Annotated in this window: 11 protein-coding genes; 6 read left to right on the top strand and 5 right to left on the bottom strand. The window is 45.7% G+C overall.

Translation table 11 applies throughout. From position 1 onward, the window contains the following. Window positions 1-38 precede the first annotated feature (38 nt). Both MSG93_RS02845 and MSG93_RS02840 read left to right on the top strand, forming a co-directional pair. Window positions 39-1,229, top strand: a complete 1,191-nt coding sequence (locus MSG93_RS02845) for an efflux RND transporter periplasmic adaptor subunit (protein WP_324620476.1) — start codon at window positions 39-41, stop codon at window positions 1,227-1,229. Window position 1,230: 1 nt separating this feature from the next. Further along, the gene (locus tag MSG93_RS02840) at window positions 1,231-4,383 is read left to right on the top strand and encodes an efflux RND transporter permease subunit (RefSeq protein ID WP_324620474.1); all 3,153 of its coding nucleotides are present in this window, start codon (window positions 1,231-1,233) and stop codon (window positions 4,381-4,383) included. Window positions 4,384-4,426: 43 nt separating this feature from the next. On the opposite strand, the gene MSG93_RS02835 is transcribed toward MSG93_RS02840, so the two are convergent. From MSG93_RS02835 to msrB, 4 genes are all read right to left on the bottom strand, one after another. After that, the gene (locus MSG93_RS02835; protein WP_324620472.1) at window positions 4,427-5,050 is read right to left on the bottom strand and encodes a LysE family translocator; all 624 of its coding nucleotides are present in this window, start codon (window positions 5,048-5,050) and stop codon (window positions 4,427-4,429) included. Window positions 5,051-5,122: 72 nt separating this feature from the next. Beyond that, window positions 5,123-5,926, bottom strand: coding sequence for an AraC family transcriptional regulator (locus MSG93_RS02830; protein WP_324620470.1), 804 nt, complete (start codon window positions 5,924-5,926; stop codon window positions 5,123-5,125). A gap of 66 nt (window positions 5,927-5,992) precedes the next feature. Beyond that, window positions 5,993-6,481: a glutathione peroxidase gene (locus MSG93_RS02825; protein ID WP_005229853.1), complete on the bottom strand. Its 489-nt coding sequence runs from the start codon at window positions 6,479-6,481 to the stop codon at window positions 5,993-5,995. Continuing rightward, the gene (gene msrB / locus MSG93_RS02820; protein WP_004771736.1) at window positions 6,478-6,897 is read right to left on the bottom strand and encodes a peptide-methionine (R)-S-oxide reductase MsrB; all 420 of its coding nucleotides are present in this window, start codon (window positions 6,895-6,897) and stop codon (window positions 6,478-6,480) included. Before msrB ends, MSG93_RS02825 begins: the two co-directional genes overlap by 4 nt. Window positions 6,898-7,138: 241 nt before the next feature. On the opposite strand from msrB, the gene MSG93_RS02815 reads away from it, so the two are divergent. Then, the gene (locus MSG93_RS02815; protein ID WP_005229851.1) at window positions 7,139-8,569 is read left to right on the top strand and encodes a pyridoxal phosphate-dependent aminotransferase; all 1,431 of its coding nucleotides are present in this window, start codon (window positions 7,139-7,141) and stop codon (window positions 8,567-8,569) included. Window positions 8,570-8,607: 38 nt separating this feature from the next. Here MSG93_RS02815 and MSG93_RS02810 read toward each other — a convergent pair whose 3' ends face one another. Beyond that, window positions 8,608-9,510, bottom strand: coding sequence for an SEL1-like repeat protein (locus MSG93_RS02810; RefSeq protein ID WP_324620465.1), 903 nt, complete (start codon window positions 9,508-9,510; stop codon window positions 8,608-8,610). Between the two features lie 215 nt (window positions 9,511-9,725). On the opposite strand from MSG93_RS02810, the gene dnaE reads away from it, so the two are divergent. Genes dnaE through cysE form a run of 3 tightly spaced genes read left to right on the top strand, consistent with a single transcriptional unit; the run spans window position 9,726 to window position 14,947 of the window. Further along, window positions 9,726-13,289, top strand: a complete 3,564-nt coding sequence (gene dnaE / locus MSG93_RS02805; protein ID WP_324620463.1) for a DNA polymerase III subunit alpha — start codon at window positions 9,726-9,728, stop codon at window positions 13,287-13,289. A 13-nt stretch (window positions 13,290-13,302) separates the two neighbouring features. Beyond that, a complete protein-coding gene (locus MSG93_RS02800) occupies window positions 13,303-14,142 on the top strand; it encodes an RNA methyltransferase (protein ID WP_324620461.1) in 840 nt (279 codons plus the stop codon). Then, entirely contained in the window at window positions 14,135-14,947 is an 813-nt protein-coding gene (gene cysE, locus MSG93_RS02795) for a serine O-acetyltransferase (RefSeq protein WP_005229844.1), read from the top strand. Before MSG93_RS02800 ends, cysE begins: the two co-directional genes overlap by 8 nt. Window positions 14,948-15,054: the final 107 nt, after the last annotated feature.

The raw sequence follows: 15,054 nt of genomic DNA, 5'->3' as shown, positions 1-15,054 counted from the left end.
ATACTTATTAGCCATCAAGACTTGATGACTATGGAAAGATGACTTCTCAAAATCCCAAGAAAATAAAGAAAAAGGGTTGGCTCATTTTAGCAATCGTGGTTGTACTTTTAATTATTGTAATTGTGGTTTGGCAGACTAAAACTGCTCAAAAATCTACAGCGACGAATCAGCAAAAAAATGCCGATACCACTGCACAAAAAGCTGCGCTGACCGTTACGGTGGTATCACCTCAACAGCAAAACTGGAAACAGACATTTACCGCCAATGGCAATATTGCGGCATGGCAAGAAGTAGTCATTGGCAGCGAACTCTCAGGCCAGCGTCTGACTCGCGTCAATGTCAACGTCGGTGATGAGGTAAGACGTGGTCAGGTTCTGGCAGAGATTAACAGCGACACCATTCGTGCCGACCTTGCCGCAGCAAAAGCCAGTTATGCCGAAGCACAGGCAGTGCTTGCCGATGCCATGACCAATAATAGACGTATTCAGCAACTCAAAAATACAGGTGCAATCTCGGCTCAGGAAGCCACCCAATATCAAACCTCCCAATCCACTGCGCAAGCCAAGCTGGATGCAGCCAAGGCACAGATTGAAAGTAATCAGTTACGTTTAGCTCAAACCAGAGTGGTCTCGCCTGACAATGGTGTCATTTCGGCACGTACTGCCACGGTCGGTTCTTTGGCACAAACCGGACAGGAACTGTTCCGCCTGATTCGCGACCACCGTCTGGAATGGCGCGCAGAAGTGACCACCTCTGATTTGTATAAGCTCAAACAAGGCATGACAGCGCATATCATTTCACCTGATCCAGCTCAACCTGCTGTGACAGGTAAAGTCAGAATGATCGCGCCCGTGATTGATCCACAGACCCGTTATGGACTGGTGTATGTGGATATTCCAACCACGCAGGCTGTACGCATGGGCATATTTGTTAAAGGTGAATTTGATTTAGGCCAGAAAGCCGCATTAACCGTTCCGCAAACTGCGCTGTTGTTACGTGATGGTTTTTCTTATGTGTTTATTGTCAATGACAAAAACCGTGTGACTCAACAGAAAGTCAGTGTGGGACGCCGTCTGGGCGATCGGGTCGAAATTTTAGATTTGGCTCCGAATGTCAAAGTAGTGTCTTCTGGTACAGGTTTCTTGGCAGATGGTGATCTGGTCAGTATTGCCAAAGATATTCCCGACACACCACTCACCAAACAACTTGTGACCACACAGGAGAAATGATATGAATTTCTCCGCCTGGTCGATCCGCAATCCTATTCCCGGCATCCTGTTATTTATCATGCTGGGTCTGGCTGGATTATTATGCTTTAAATGGATGAAGATCCAGCAGTTCCCTGATATTGAACTGCCGATGGTCACGGTCACCGCAGCCCTTCCCGGTGCTGCGCCACCACAACTTGAGACCGAAGTGGCACGTAAAATCGAAAATTCGATTGCCACCCTGCAAGGACTCAGAAACCAGTACACCAATATTCAGGATGGTGTAGTGACGGTCACCGCAGAATTCCAACTGGAAAAGCCCCTGCAGGAAGCGGTGGATGACGTGCGTAATGCAGTATCGCAGGTTCGTTCCGATTTACCTGCTGATCTACGCGACCCCATTGTTAGCAAGATTAACCTGTCTGGCTCTCCGATTCTGACTTATACCATCCAGTCGCCAAAAATGGATGAAGAAGCGCTGTCATGGTTTGTGGATTATGACATTGCCCGTGCCATGCTTCAGGTCAAAGGGGTTGGTGCAGTGGCACGTGTTGGCGGTGTGACACGTCAGGTTGATGTTGAACTTGACCCTGAAAAACTCTTGGCACTGAATGCAACGGCGACCGATATTACCCGTCAATTGCGTTTAGTCCAGCAAGATGCTTCCGGTGGCCAAACCAAAATTGGGGGCAGTGAACAATCGATTCGGACCATTGCCACGGTCAAGACAGCAGATGAAATTGGTGCAATGGATATTGCCTTAAGTGATGGTCGGCATATTCGTCTGGATCAGGTGGCCACGGTTCGTGACGGGATTGCCGAAAGACGTTCAGCTGCATTGTTAAATGGACAGCCCGTCATTGGTTTTGAAATTACCCGCAGTAAAGGGGCCAGTGAGGTTGATGTTCAAAAAGGTGTCGCTGAAGCACTGGATAAACTGAAAACGGCACATCCGGATATCAAGATCACCGAAGCGTTTAACTTCGTCAATCCTGTGATTGACAATTACGAAGGCTCAATGTCGCTGCTGTATGAAGGCGCTATTCTGGCGATTTTGGTGGTGTGGTTATTCTTACGTGACTGGCGTGCCACGATTATTGCCGCAACGGCTCTGCCATTGTCCATTTTACCTGCCATGATCGGCATGTATTTCTTTGGCTTTACCCTCAATACCGTAACACTACTGGCCATGTCACTGGTGGTCGGGATTCTGGTCGATGATGCGATTGTAGAAATTGAAAATATCATACGGCATCTGCGCATGGGCAAGCCCCCCTATGAAGCTGCGATGGAAGCTGCCGATGAAATTGGTCTGGCGGTGATTGCAACCACTTTCACCCTGATTGCCGTATTCCTGCCGACCGCCTTTATGAGCGGGATTGCAGGAAAATTCTTTGTTCAGTTTGGCTGGACAGCAGCATTGGCTATTTTTGCTTCCCTCCTGGTTGCACGTTTGCTTACCCCGATGATGTCTGCCTATATCCTGAAACCGTGGATCGGCAAAGTTGAACAGCAGGACGATGCTTCAGATGCCAAAACGGCGGCTGATCAAGGCACAGCCCGTTTAGCCAAAGACCGCGCCAAAGATGGCAAAGTCATGCGTGGTTATATGCGTCTGGTCACCTGGTGTCTCAATCACCGCTGGATCACCTTAGGTGGTGCAATTGCCTTCTTTATTGCCTCGGTCATGCTGATTCCGTTATTACCGACAGGATTTGTGCCACCCCCAGATACCGGTCAAACACAGGTCCGTCTGGAGCTAACACCTGGTTCTCAATTTGGAGATACCCTTAAAACTGCCGAATATGCACGCAACCTGATTAAAGACCATCCTGAAATTAAGAGCATCTATACCACCATTGGTGGCGGTGCTGCAGGATCAGATCCGTTTTCAGGTGGCGCTTCAAGTGAGCCGCGTAAAGCCACCCTCACAATTCAGACCACGGAACGCTCTGACCGTAGTGCCAGTTTGCAAGACATTGAAGATGAACTGCGCCAACGCCTTGCCCCACTTCCTGGTGCACGTATACAGGTCGGGCTTGCAGGTAACAATAGCCAATACCAGATCGCACTGTCTGGGGATGATCCAGATACACTCATGGCAACCGCACGAAGCCTTGAACGTGAATTACGAACTGTTCCCAATGTAGGAAGTATCACTTCAAGTGCTGCCCTGATTCGTCCTGAACTGGTGATTCGTCCAGACTTTGCCAAAGCAGCTGATCTAGGCGTCACCACCTATGATATTGCAGAGACTTTGCGTATAGCGACTGCAGGTGATTTCGACCAGAATCTGGCCAAGTTAAACCTGTCGCAACGTCAGGTTCCTGTGGTGATCAAGCTACCGCTTTCCGCACGTCAGGATCAGGAATTGATGAAACGCCTAATGGTCAAAGGCAGTCATGGCCCTGTCATGTTAGGTACCATTGCCGATGTCAATATTGAAAGTGGCCCATCGCAGATTGACCGCTTTAACCGCCTACGCAACATCAACTTTACCATCGAGCTGAATAATCAGCCGCTGGGTGATATCGCCGCAAAAGTTGACCAGCTCCCCACCATGAAGAATCTGCCACCGACGGTGAAACGTACCAATATTGGTGATGCCGAAGTCATGCAGGAACTGTTCTCCAGCTTTGGACTGGCCATGTTAACCGGCGTATTGTGTATCTATGTGGTGCTGGTGCTGTTATTCAAAGACTTTCTGCAACCGATTACCATTCTGGTGGCCCTACCTTTATCGCTTGGCGGTGCATTTGTGATGCTGCTATTGGCGAAAAGCAGTTTTTCGATGCCAAGCCTGATCGGTCTGATTATGCTGATGGGGATCGCCAGCAAGAACTCGATTCTACTGGTGGATTACGCCATTATTGCCAGAGATGAAAAACATTACTCCCGCTTCAATGCCTTGCTGGATGCCTGCCATAAACGGGCACGTCCGATTATCATGACCACGCTGGCCATGGGTGCAGGGATGTTGCCGATTGCCTTAGGCATTGGTACTGATCCGAGTTTCCGTGCACCGATGGCGATTTCGGTGATTGGCGGCTTGATTACCAGTACCTTCTTGTCCTTACTGGTGATTCCGGTGGTGTATACCTTTATTGATGATATTAATCGCAAAATCCACAGTTTCAGGAAAACCCAGCCGCCATCGATTGAGCCCTCTCAATAGGTCGGAGTTAAAAAAGACGGTCATATGATCGTCTTTTTTATGTTCAGGATAATATTAGTGCCAGCATAAAAAAGATAAAACTGCCCCCTGCCAGATAATACAAATAATGCATCTGCTGATTTAACCATGACAGATACATGGTTGCGCTCATCAATTTCACCATCACCAGATTCCACAACAGCACTACACTCACCATCCAGCCACAGACCAGAATATTTTGCATCACATTGTATTGATGATAGACCAGGATCACCAACACCGAATAAAACATCAGGTTCTTGGGATTGAGCAGACTTGAACCTAAACCCAGTAAAAAGTGCCTGAACGGTGCTTGTTTTGGTGGTCGAGCATCATGTTCCGGTTCGGCTTTAGTCAATATCTGTGCAGAACGTGCAGCGCGAAAACATTGAACCGCCAGATAGGCAAAATAAAGCACACCCAACCATTTCATGACGACCAGTAGTTCGGTATTGACCTTACCCAGCAAGAACAGACTGCAATAAATCACCAGCAGAATAATGGCATTCCCCAGTGCAATCCCCATACACGTCAAGCGCGCTGCCTCTATTTTGCTTTGCATCAAGGTTTTTAAAATTAAAAAGAAATCAGCCCCAGGCGTCAGCAAAGCAATAAAATGCGTCACCACGATCGTTAAAAAAAGCTCCATAGCCTCTCTCCAGATGAATGAGAGCCAGCTTAAAAAAGCTTAAAGCTTTATTCTTGTACAAAATTGCGAGCACTAAGATTTTTTAGCATATTGTTTTGGGGTGACACCCGTATATTGTTTAAATACACGATGAAAATGACTTTGGTCCGTAAACTCTAACTCCTGTGCCAGCTGGGCCAGCTCACAGCCCTGACGCAAACGTAAACGCGCCTGATTGACCTTTTGATTTAATTGATAAGCATGTGGGGTTAAACCTAAATACTGTTTAAACAGCCGGATCAGTGCATAGCGGCTGATCTGTAATTCATCAGCCAGTTGCTGGAGCGATAAATCCTCAATATCACTCGCCAGACACTCGATCAAACGGGGTAAATAGGACTGAAAATAACCTACCTCCCCAATATTTTCCCAATGAAAATTCGGTATGAGCATTTCGGTTAAGGTGTTAATCAAATATTGTTCTTTTTCCAACCGTGAAATCTGAGGATCAAATAACAGCTGATTTAACGTAGTAAATGCAGTGTAAAGATCGAGGTCATGGAGAATCGTGGGTCTTAATTGCGGCACATAGGAGGTGTTTAAATCCAAATGCAAATCCATTTCCTGTTGCAATTCACTGATCAGTCCAGTGAGCCATGTTGCATCAAGATGCATCATCTGGTAACTCCAGGCGTGTTGCGGTAAAGGGTTACAAGCATGCTCCACATGGGCTGGAATAACCACGACGCTACCCGCCTGAATCAACTGTTCAGAAGCAAAGGAACTGGAAAAATGACTCTGCCCTGCATCTACAGCCCCGATTGAAAAGGTAGGATGGCTATGCGATTTATAACAGATCCGGCTTTGACATGCCCTACGTGTTTCAACGTACGGCATGTCAGGATGGCGCCAAAACTCAACGCTTGAGTTCAAAATAACTTATACCTTTAACTGGTATCCCGATCATTTCTGCGCTAAAGCTTTTTCAATATCTGCTTCTAAGGCCTCTGGTTTAGTGGTTGGGGCATAACGTTCCAACACCTCACCATTACGGCCAACCAGAAACTTGGTGAAATTCCATTTGATATTCCGACTACCCAAAAGCCCTTTTGCCTCACGGGTTAAATAACGGAAAATCACATGGGCTTCAGGTCCTTTGACATCTACCTTGGCAAACATTGGAAAACTGACACCATAATTACGCTGGCAAAAGGTCCCGATTTCTTTATTGGTACCCGGGTCCTGTCCTCCAAACTGATTGCAAGGAAATCCTAATACTTCAAGTCCCTGAGATTTATATTTTTCATAAAGTTTTTCTAATCCGGCAAACTGCGGGGTAAAGCCACACTTACTTGCAGTATTTACAATCAGCATGACCTTGCCTTTATAATCAGCGAGCGCTTTTGTTTCTCCCTCTAACAACTCAGCTTCAAACTGATAAATGTTACTCATGGATAAGTTTCCTCGTCATTCTTCTCATCTGTTTTAAGTTGTAATGATGCCGAATTCACGCAATAACGCAGTCCTGTCGGCTGTGGGCCATCCTCAAACACATGGCCCAAATGTGCATCGCAATCATGGCAGACAATTTCTGTTCTGACCATACCATGTGATAAATCTTCATGTTCTTCTATTGCAACACTATCAATCGGCTTAAAGAAGCTTGGCCAGCCACAGCCGCTATCGTATTTTGTATCGGAAGAAAACAATTCCGCACCACAACAACGACACACATAGGTACCATGTTGCTTGTTATTCCAATATTGTCCTGTAAATGCGGGTTCAGTGCCTTTTTGACGGGTGATGCGATATTCCTCTGCGGATAACTCTCTTTGCCATTCTCGGTCTGTTTTATTCACTTTTCCCATAACCTGCACCTTTTATTCTGATGTTAAAAATATCTTGATGATCAGATTTTATATTTACGCCATTCGCAAAAAAAACTCTAGTCTCAGATCGTATAATTTGTTGAAGTTTAAGCATCTAAACCTAAAAATAGCAAAAAGAAAGCAAATTAAATTTTAAAAGTAAGCAAATTTTAACAATATTGTCTTTTGCGTGAGCAAATATAGTGATATTCTTGTTTCGCACGGTTGTATAGGACAAGAAATGTCTCAGAAGAAAAGTGTAGTGTTCCAGAACTTATTACCAACCATCAGACAATATCAACAATCGGGTTTTACCCATGAAAAGATTGTTGAATTGCTGAGAGATCAGCATGATCTCAATCTGGTCACAGTGGAAACCTTTAAAAGTTATTTATACCGATATGCAAAAGTGAATCCTGCTATGTCTAAAAGTACAGTTGTTCCCCAGTCTCATCCATCAAGCCGAGAAATTAAAAAATCATCTAAGCTTGAGCATGTTTGTTATGACATCCGTGGACCTGTACTACGAGCCGCCAATGAAATGGAAGAGCAAGGACACAAGATTATCAAACTGAATATCGGTAATCCTGCCCCGTTTGGCTTTGAAGCCCCTCAAGAAATTATTAATGATGTCGCTTTAAACCTGCCGAATGCGATTGGCTACACCGATTCAAAGGGGATCTTCCCTGCACGTAAAGCCATCTGCCAGTACTACCAGCAGAAAGGCATCTTCGATATGCATGTGAATGATGTCTATGTTGGCAACGGCGTGTCCGAACTGATCGTGATGGCCATGCAAGGTCTGCTGGACGATGGCGATGAAATGCTGGTACCGATGCCCGACTATCCGTTATGGACAGCAGCGGTAAATCTTTCTGGCGGTACCGCAGTTCATTATAAATGTGATTCGGAGAACTACTGGTATCCAGATATCGCGGATATGGAAAGCAAAATCACGCCAAATACCCGTGGTATCGTGATTATTAACCCGAACAACCCGACCGGTTCTGTTTATCCACGCCATGTGTTAGAGCAAATTGTGGCATTGGCGAAAAAGCACGACCTGATTTTATTTGCTGACGAAATCTACGACAAAATCGTGTATGACGGCATTGAACATGTCGCTGTCGCAGCATTGGCGGGCGACCAGTTGTGTATCTCATTCAATGGCTTGTCAAAAGCTTACCGGATTGCCGGTTATCGCGCGGGCTGGATGGCAATTACAGGCAATAAAGCACGTGCTGCAGACTATATCGAAGGTCTGGATATGCTGGCTTCAATGCGCTTATGTGCCAACCACCAAGCACAATATGCAATTCAAACAGCCTTAGGCGGTTATCAGTCGATTAATGACTTGATTCGCCCGGGTGGGCGTTTATATGAGCAGCGAAATATTGCCTGGGAAATGCTGAATGAAATTCCCGGCCTCAGCTGTGTGAAGCCTGATGGCGCAATGTACTGCTTCCCTAAACTTGATCCAGCGGTTTATCCAGTTGAAGATGACGAGAAACTAATGCTGGATCTGTTAAAAGCTGAAAAAGTATTATTGGTACAAGGTACCGGCTTTAACTGGCCAACACCTGATCACTTCCGTGTGGTGTTCCTGCCTGCGGAAAATGAGCTGCGTGAAGCGATCAATCGCCTCGGTCGCTTCCTGGCAAAAATGCGTTAATAAAAAAATCCCTCTCAGTAAAGGGGGATTTTTTATATTTATTCCCATGCATTGTTCTCGCTTTGAGCTTCCCGCCATATCCTTTCATACTCTTGCGATTTTTTCAGGTTTTTGGCCAGACCGAAACCACCAGTTTTATATAGACGCGCAAGTCCCTGCCAGCCATCCTCATTATCCTGCTCTAAGGCACGTTCATAAAACTCGGCTGCCTTTTTATAGTTTTTAATGGTTCCTTCACCATACTCATGCATCAGTCCTGCACTAAAAGAAGCAAGACCAGATGCTTCAGAAGCCAAGCTAAATAACCGCAAAGCCTCTTTATTATCTTTCTTGACGCCTCCTGTCCCTTCAATATAAAAAAAGGCCAAGGCATTCATTGCTGTAGCATCGCCTTGCTGAGCAGCCAACTGTAAATAGTGTCTTGCCTTCCCAAGATCTTGCGGCAGACCTTTCAGCCCTGCCTCATACATACGCCCTAACGTCGTCTGAGCCACATCAAATCCGGCATCTGCAGCTCGCGTAATCCATTCCACGCCCTTTTTAAGGTTGGTTACCACCCCGTCTTCATCAGAAAGATAAAGATAACCCAAACTATATTGTGCTCGTAATTGCCCTTTTTCTGCAGCTTGGGCATACCATTTCATGGCAGTCAGGTTATCTTCTTCAATACCCTCTCCCAGATCATACATATAACCGACCTGGTACATTGCATCCGCATTTCCTTGTGCAGCAGCTCTTTTAAACCACGTCAAAGCTTCATCATAATTCCATTCTACGCCTTCAGCAAAATAGTAGGCTTTGGCCAGCTCATATTGCGCATTCATATCACCAGACTGAGCCTGTACCATTAAAGCTTGTCGGTCTGGCGCGTCATCAGCATAAGATAAATTTACCCAACCGCTGGTCAACAATATTGCAAGCACAATATTTTTAAATCTCATTATCTAACTCATATTGCTATATTTTTATGCGATCACATTCTAGCGATAAAACCAATGATGTAAAACGATATTGATATATGTAAGGAAATCAAAAACTAATTTTTAACTTTTGAGCAAAATAACAAAGCAAACACACGGTTTGCCAAAATATTAAGCATGTCATTTTCGGTTTGCATGCTAAACTATGCGTTGGTTTGAAAAAGGATAGTCCTTCTATGCGGTTTGTTCATCTCGGTATCCATACAGAGTTTTCGATTACAGAATCGATTGTTCGCATACCTGATTTGGTCAAGGCTGCCGTAAAAGATGAGATGCCTGCGCTGGCACTCACAGACTTATCCAACCTGCATGCCGCAGTAAAATTTTATGAAGCCTGCCTAAAAAAAGGCATTAAACCGGTTTTAGGCAGTGTCATTCGCCTCAACGATGCCGAACATCGTGCCACCCTGCTGGCCATGAGCAATACCGGCTGGCGTAACCTGACTGAAATCGTGTCTCGCGGTTTTATCGAAGGCCAACAGTTAAGTATTCCATGCGTACAAAAAGAGTGGATACTTGAACAGGCTGAAGACCTGATTGTCATGCTGGGTCAACATAGCGATGTGGGCAAAATGCTCTGCTCTTCCAATCCACAAAAAGCTGAACCTTTACTGGAAGCATGGATTGAGAAGTTTGGTAATCGCGTTTATCTGGCCTTAACCCGTACTGAACGTGTCGGTGAAGAAGATTTTATTCAGCAAGCCGTAAAACTAGCCGCCAAATATCAGATTGGTGTTGTTGCCCATAACGATGTTCACTTTGTTGAACAAATAGATTTTGACGCGCATGAAGCACGTGTCTGTATTGCGGACGGTTATGTCCTTGGCGATGCTAAACGCCCCAAAAACTATAGCCCTGAACAATATTTTAAAACGGGCGAACAAATGTCTGAGCTGTTTTCAGACATTCCGAGTGCGATTGAAAATACTTACCATATTGCAAAACGTTGTAATGTCGCTTTACAGCTCGGGACTTATTTCTTACCTGATTTCCCGATTCCAGATGGCTATACCATCGACACCTATTTCGAGCATTTATCTCGTGAAGGTTTAGAAGAACGTTTAAATGTACTTTATCCAGTTGCTGAACGTGACGAAGACTGGGCTGAGATTCGCAAACCGTATGATGAGCGAATCAAATATGAAGTCGACATTATTCTCAAGATGGGCTTCCCGGGTTACTTCCTGATCGTTATGGACTTCATTCAATGGGCCAAAAATAATGGTGTGCCTGTTGGTCCGGGCCGTGGTTCAGGTGCAGGCTCACTGGTGGCCTATAGCTTAAAAATTACCGATCTTGACCCACTCCGTTATGACTTGCTGTTTGAACGTTTCTTAAACCCGGAACGTGTCTCGATGCCCGACTTTGACGTCGATTTCTGTATTGCAGGCCGTGACCGTGTAATTGAATACGTGGCACAAAATTATGGTCGTCAAGCGGTTTCACAGATTGCCACCTTCGGTACCATGGCGGCAAAAGGTGCGATCCGGGATGTGGCACGTGTCTTGGGTAAATCTTATGGTCTGGCTGACCGTATTTCCAAAATGGTACCGACCAAGCCACTGGGTGTTGATCTGGCCACTGCGATCGATATGGAACCGCAGCTCAAGGACATCGTCACCAATCCATCCAATCCGGACAACGATGATGCTGCCGAAATCTGGGAAATGGCACTCAAGCTGGAAGGGATTACACGTAATACCGGTAAACATGCCGGCGGTGTGGTCATTGCACCGGGTAAAATTACCGATTACTCGGCAGTGTTGTGTGATCCTGATGGGACCAACCGTGTTGCACAATATGATAAGGACGATGTTGAAGCCGCAGGTCTGGTTAAGTTCGACTTTTTGGGCTTACGTAACCTGACGGTCATTGAAGATGCCGTTCAGAATATCAATAAACGGATCAAATCCGAGATCCCTCTGAACATTTCCAATGTCCCTTTAGACGATAAAGATGCTTATCTGGTGTTTGCTGAAGCAAATACGACTGCGGTATTCCAGTTTGAATCCGTCGGCATGAAAAAGATGTTGAAGGAAGCACGACCAAGCAAATTTGAAGAAATTATTGCCTTCGTTTCCTTGTACCGTCCGGGTCCGATGGATCTGATTCCCGACTTTATCCATCGTATGCATGGCGGAGAATTCGAGTATCTTCATCCGCTACTTGAGGGCGTACTGGAACCAACTTACGGGATTATGGTTTATCAGGAACAGGTAATGCAGGCTGCACAGTTCTGTGCAGGCTATACCCTTGGTGGCGCAGACTTACTTCGTCGTGCCATGGGTAAAAAGAAACCTGAAGAAATGGTTAAACAGCGCCAGATCTTTATTGAAGGTGCTGCGAAAAAAGATATTGATGAAGCCACCGCCAACCATATCTTTGACTATATGGAAAAGTTCGCAGGCTATGGTTTTAACAAATCGCATGCCGCAGCCTATGCCCTGGTTGCCTACCACACCGCCTGGTTAAAAGCCCATTATCCTGCTGAATTTATGGCGGCGGTATTATCTTCGGAAATGCAGAACACCGACAGTATCGTGTTCCTGATTGATGACTGCCGTAATAACAAACTGGAAGTACTGCCACCTTCAGTGAATATGTCTTTGTATCATTTCCATGCCAGCGATGAAGCCACCATTGTGTATGGTCTAGGTGCCATTAAAGGTGTCGGTGAGCAAGCGATGCAATCGGTCATCGACTCACGCATCAACGAAGGTCCATATAAGGATTTATTCGACTTCTGTCATCGTATTGATTTGAAAAAGATCAATAAACGGACTCTGGAAGCCCTGATCCGTGCGGGTGCGCTGGATTGTCTCGGTATTGAACGTTCGAGCTTAATGGCACAATTGCCAGAAGCCGTACAAGCAGCCGAACAAGCGCGTAGTAACCGTGAAACAGGAATTATGGACTTGTTTGGTGAAGTTGAAGAAGTTCAGCGTAAACCGGCCAAACCCGTGAAACCGTGGTCAGACGAAGTACGCCTGAAAGGTGAAAAAGACACACTGGGTCTCTACCTCACAGGTCACCCAATTGATGTCTATCGCCCGGAATTGAAATCATTTATTTCTGCAAAACTGAATGAACTGACCCCGACCCGTCGCGGTGTGACTACTGTTTTTGCAGGTTTAGTGGTTGATATTGCCAACTTCCCGAACCGGATTATGATCACACTGGATGATGGTACAGCCCGTGTCGAAATCAGTTGCAACCACGAGCGTTTCCAGCGCTATAAAGAGGTGGTCCGCTTAGAACAAGTGGTGGTGATTGAAGGTGAAATCTACGAACGTGAAGGTTTTGACCGTCCAATGGCACGCTTAAGCAAGGCATTCAGTCTAAATGAAATTCGCCAGAAACGTGCCCAAAGCATTCAGGTTCGACTGGCTCAAGAGCTGATGAGCAAAACGTTGGCGAAAGATTTACAAGCCATTCTTTTACCTTATTGTAATGTGGATATGTGCCAGCATATCGGTCTACACATCCAGCTGGACCAAAGTTTTGCAACCGCCGAGTTACACCTCGGTCCACAATGGAAAGTTGCACCACTGGATGAGTTGCTCAGCAAGCTGCGTGATTATTTTGGCAAAGAAACAATTGCGATCGAATATCAGGTGAAGTCTAAAGCAGCCAAAGTTGCAGAAGCGCCGAAAGTGGCAAATATCGCGCCGCCGCCTGACAATATGTCAATGGATGAAGCGCTTGATCTCTATCAGGCAGAAGTCTCTCAATACTCTTAATTCTGGATATTATATGAACCAGTTTGACTCAAATAACGTGTCCAAACATTTGGATCATGTCCGTATTGTCATGGTCAATACCACCCTACCCGCCAATATTGGTAGTGCTTTACGTGCAATGAAAACCATGGCCCTGTCCAAGCTGGTACTGGTTGCACCGAAAACCTATCCACATCCCGATATTGATGCTTTGGCAGCGGGTGCACAGGATTTGGTTGAACAGATTGAAATTGTTGAGACTTTGGAACAGGCCATTCAGGATTGTCATATTGTATTCGGCACCAGTGCCCGTAGTCGCACTATTCCATGGCCATTGCTCGATGTTCGCCCTGCGGCAAAAGAAGCCTTACAGGCGGCAAGCAAAGCACAACATATTGCCATTGTCTTTGGTCGTGAAGATCGTGGCCTGACCAACGAAGAACTGGCCTTGGCCAATTACCACTTAACCATTCCAGTCAATCCTGAGTATGGCGTGCTGAATGTCGCACAAGCCATTCAGGTGGTCTGTTATGAATTGAGAATGGCTGCACTTGAACAAAATACTCAAGTTACAGATACACCAAATGACCATATGCAACTGAAACAACAGCAAAGTATGGAATGGGATGAACCGCTGGTGACACAGCAACAGATGGAAGAGTTCTATCCTCATCTGGAAAAAATGCTGACTGAAATCGAGTTTTTAGACCCGAATAATCCACGTTTACTGCCATTACGCTTGCGTCGTTTATTTGGCAGGATACAATTAGATCGTATGGAGTATCATTTATTACGCGGCATCTTCAGTCGCGTTCAGGCACTTGCCAATGGTTCATGGAAAAAGACAAACACGGAGGATCGTTCAAATGATTAAACAGCTTAAAGAAGATATCGAGGCTGTGTTTGCACGTGATCCTGCAGCTCGAAACACGCTGGAAGTGCTCACCACCTACCCTGGTATCCATGCGCTGATCATGCATCGTATGGCACATGAATTGTGGAAAAAAGAATACAAGGGTACGGCTCGCCTGCTTTCTTCATTTAGCCGCTTTGCTACAGGGATTGAAATTCACCCGGGTGCAAAAATTGGCAAACGTTTCTTTATCGATCACGGCATGGGTGTGGTCATTGGCGAAACGGCAGAAATTGGCAATGATGTGACGCTTTACCATGGTGTTACTTTAGGCGGCACCACCTGGAATAAAGGCAAACGCCATCCGACGCTGGAAGATGGTGTGGTGGTGGGTGCGGGTGCAAAAATTCTAGGTCCGTTTACTGTGCATAAAGGTGCAAAAGTCGGTTCAAATGCGGTAGTAACGAAGGAAGTGCCTGAAAATGTGACTGCGGTCGGTAACCCTGCCCGATATATCTTCAAAGATAAAAGTCAGGTTGAACAGGATGAAGTCAGTCGCCGTGACTATGCTGAAAGTATTGGCTTCCAGCCTTATGCCACCACTCAGGATCAGTCTGATCCTATTTTAGAAGGTATTCGTGTCCTTCTGGACCGTATGCAAAAAAATGAAAAGCGGATGAATGTGCTGTGTCAGCGCCTGTCGGAACTGGATCCGAGTTTCGCTCCGCAAAGTTCTAAAAATCAACCATTGAGTAAAGAAGAACTGAAAATTATTGAAGAAGTTAGACGCGAGTGCGAAGCACAGAACAAAACTTCGGCAACATAAGCAGATATATAAGAAATGTAACAAGCTTATCATTGCAAGTTGGTTTTGCTTTTCCTAGACTGGTGAAACCAACGATCTACTTCTCATTTAACTAAAATTAATGGATG

It is taken from the genome of Acinetobacter sp. IK40 (assembly GCF_035615075.1).
Taxonomy (GTDB): domain Bacteria; phylum Pseudomonadota; class Gammaproteobacteria; order Pseudomonadales; family Moraxellaceae; genus Acinetobacter; species Acinetobacter courvalinii.
This window is presented reverse-complemented; position numbering and strand designations above follow the sequence as displayed.

Excerpts from the sequence above, each read along its gene's own strand:
- MSG93_RS02840 (WP_324620474.1), top strand. The coding sequence starts at position 1,231 with ATGAATTTCTCCGCCTGGTCGATCCGCAATCCTATTCCCGGCATCCTG.
- MSG93_RS02845 (WP_324620476.1), top strand. The coding sequence starts at position 39 with ATGACTTCTCAAAATCCCAAGAAAATAAAGAAAAAGGGTTGGCTCATT.
- MSG93_RS02800 (WP_324620461.1), top strand. The coding sequence starts at position 13,303 with ATGAACCAGTTTGACTCAAATAACGTGTCCAAACATTTGGATCATGTC.
- MSG93_RS02810 (WP_324620465.1), bottom strand. The coding sequence starts at position 9,510 with ATGAGATTTAAAAATATTGTGCTTGCAATATTGTTGACCAGCGGTTGG.
- MSG93_RS02815 (WP_005229851.1), top strand. The coding sequence starts at position 7,139 with ATGTCTCAGAAGAAAAGTGTAGTGTTCCAGAACTTATTACCAACCATC.
- MSG93_RS02825 (WP_005229853.1), bottom strand. The coding sequence starts at position 6,481 with ATGAGTAACATTTATCAGTTTGAAGCTGAGTTGTTAGAGGGAGAAACA.
- dnaE (WP_324620463.1), top strand. The coding sequence starts at position 9,726 with ATGCGGTTTGTTCATCTCGGTATCCATACAGAGTTTTCGATTACAGAA.
- MSG93_RS02835 (WP_324620472.1), bottom strand. The coding sequence starts at position 5,050 with ATGGAGCTTTTTTTAACGATCGTGGTGACGCATTTTATTGCTTTGCTG.
- msrB (WP_004771736.1), bottom strand. The coding sequence starts at position 6,897 with ATGGGAAAAGTGAATAAAACAGACCGAGAATGGCAAAGAGAGTTATCC.
- MSG93_RS02830 (WP_324620470.1), bottom strand. The coding sequence starts at position 5,926 with ATGCCGTACGTTGAAACACGTAGGGCATGTCAAAGCCGGATCTGTTAT.
- cysE (WP_005229844.1), top strand. The coding sequence starts at position 14,135 with ATGATTAAACAGCTTAAAGAAGATATCGAGGCTGTGTTTGCACGTGAT.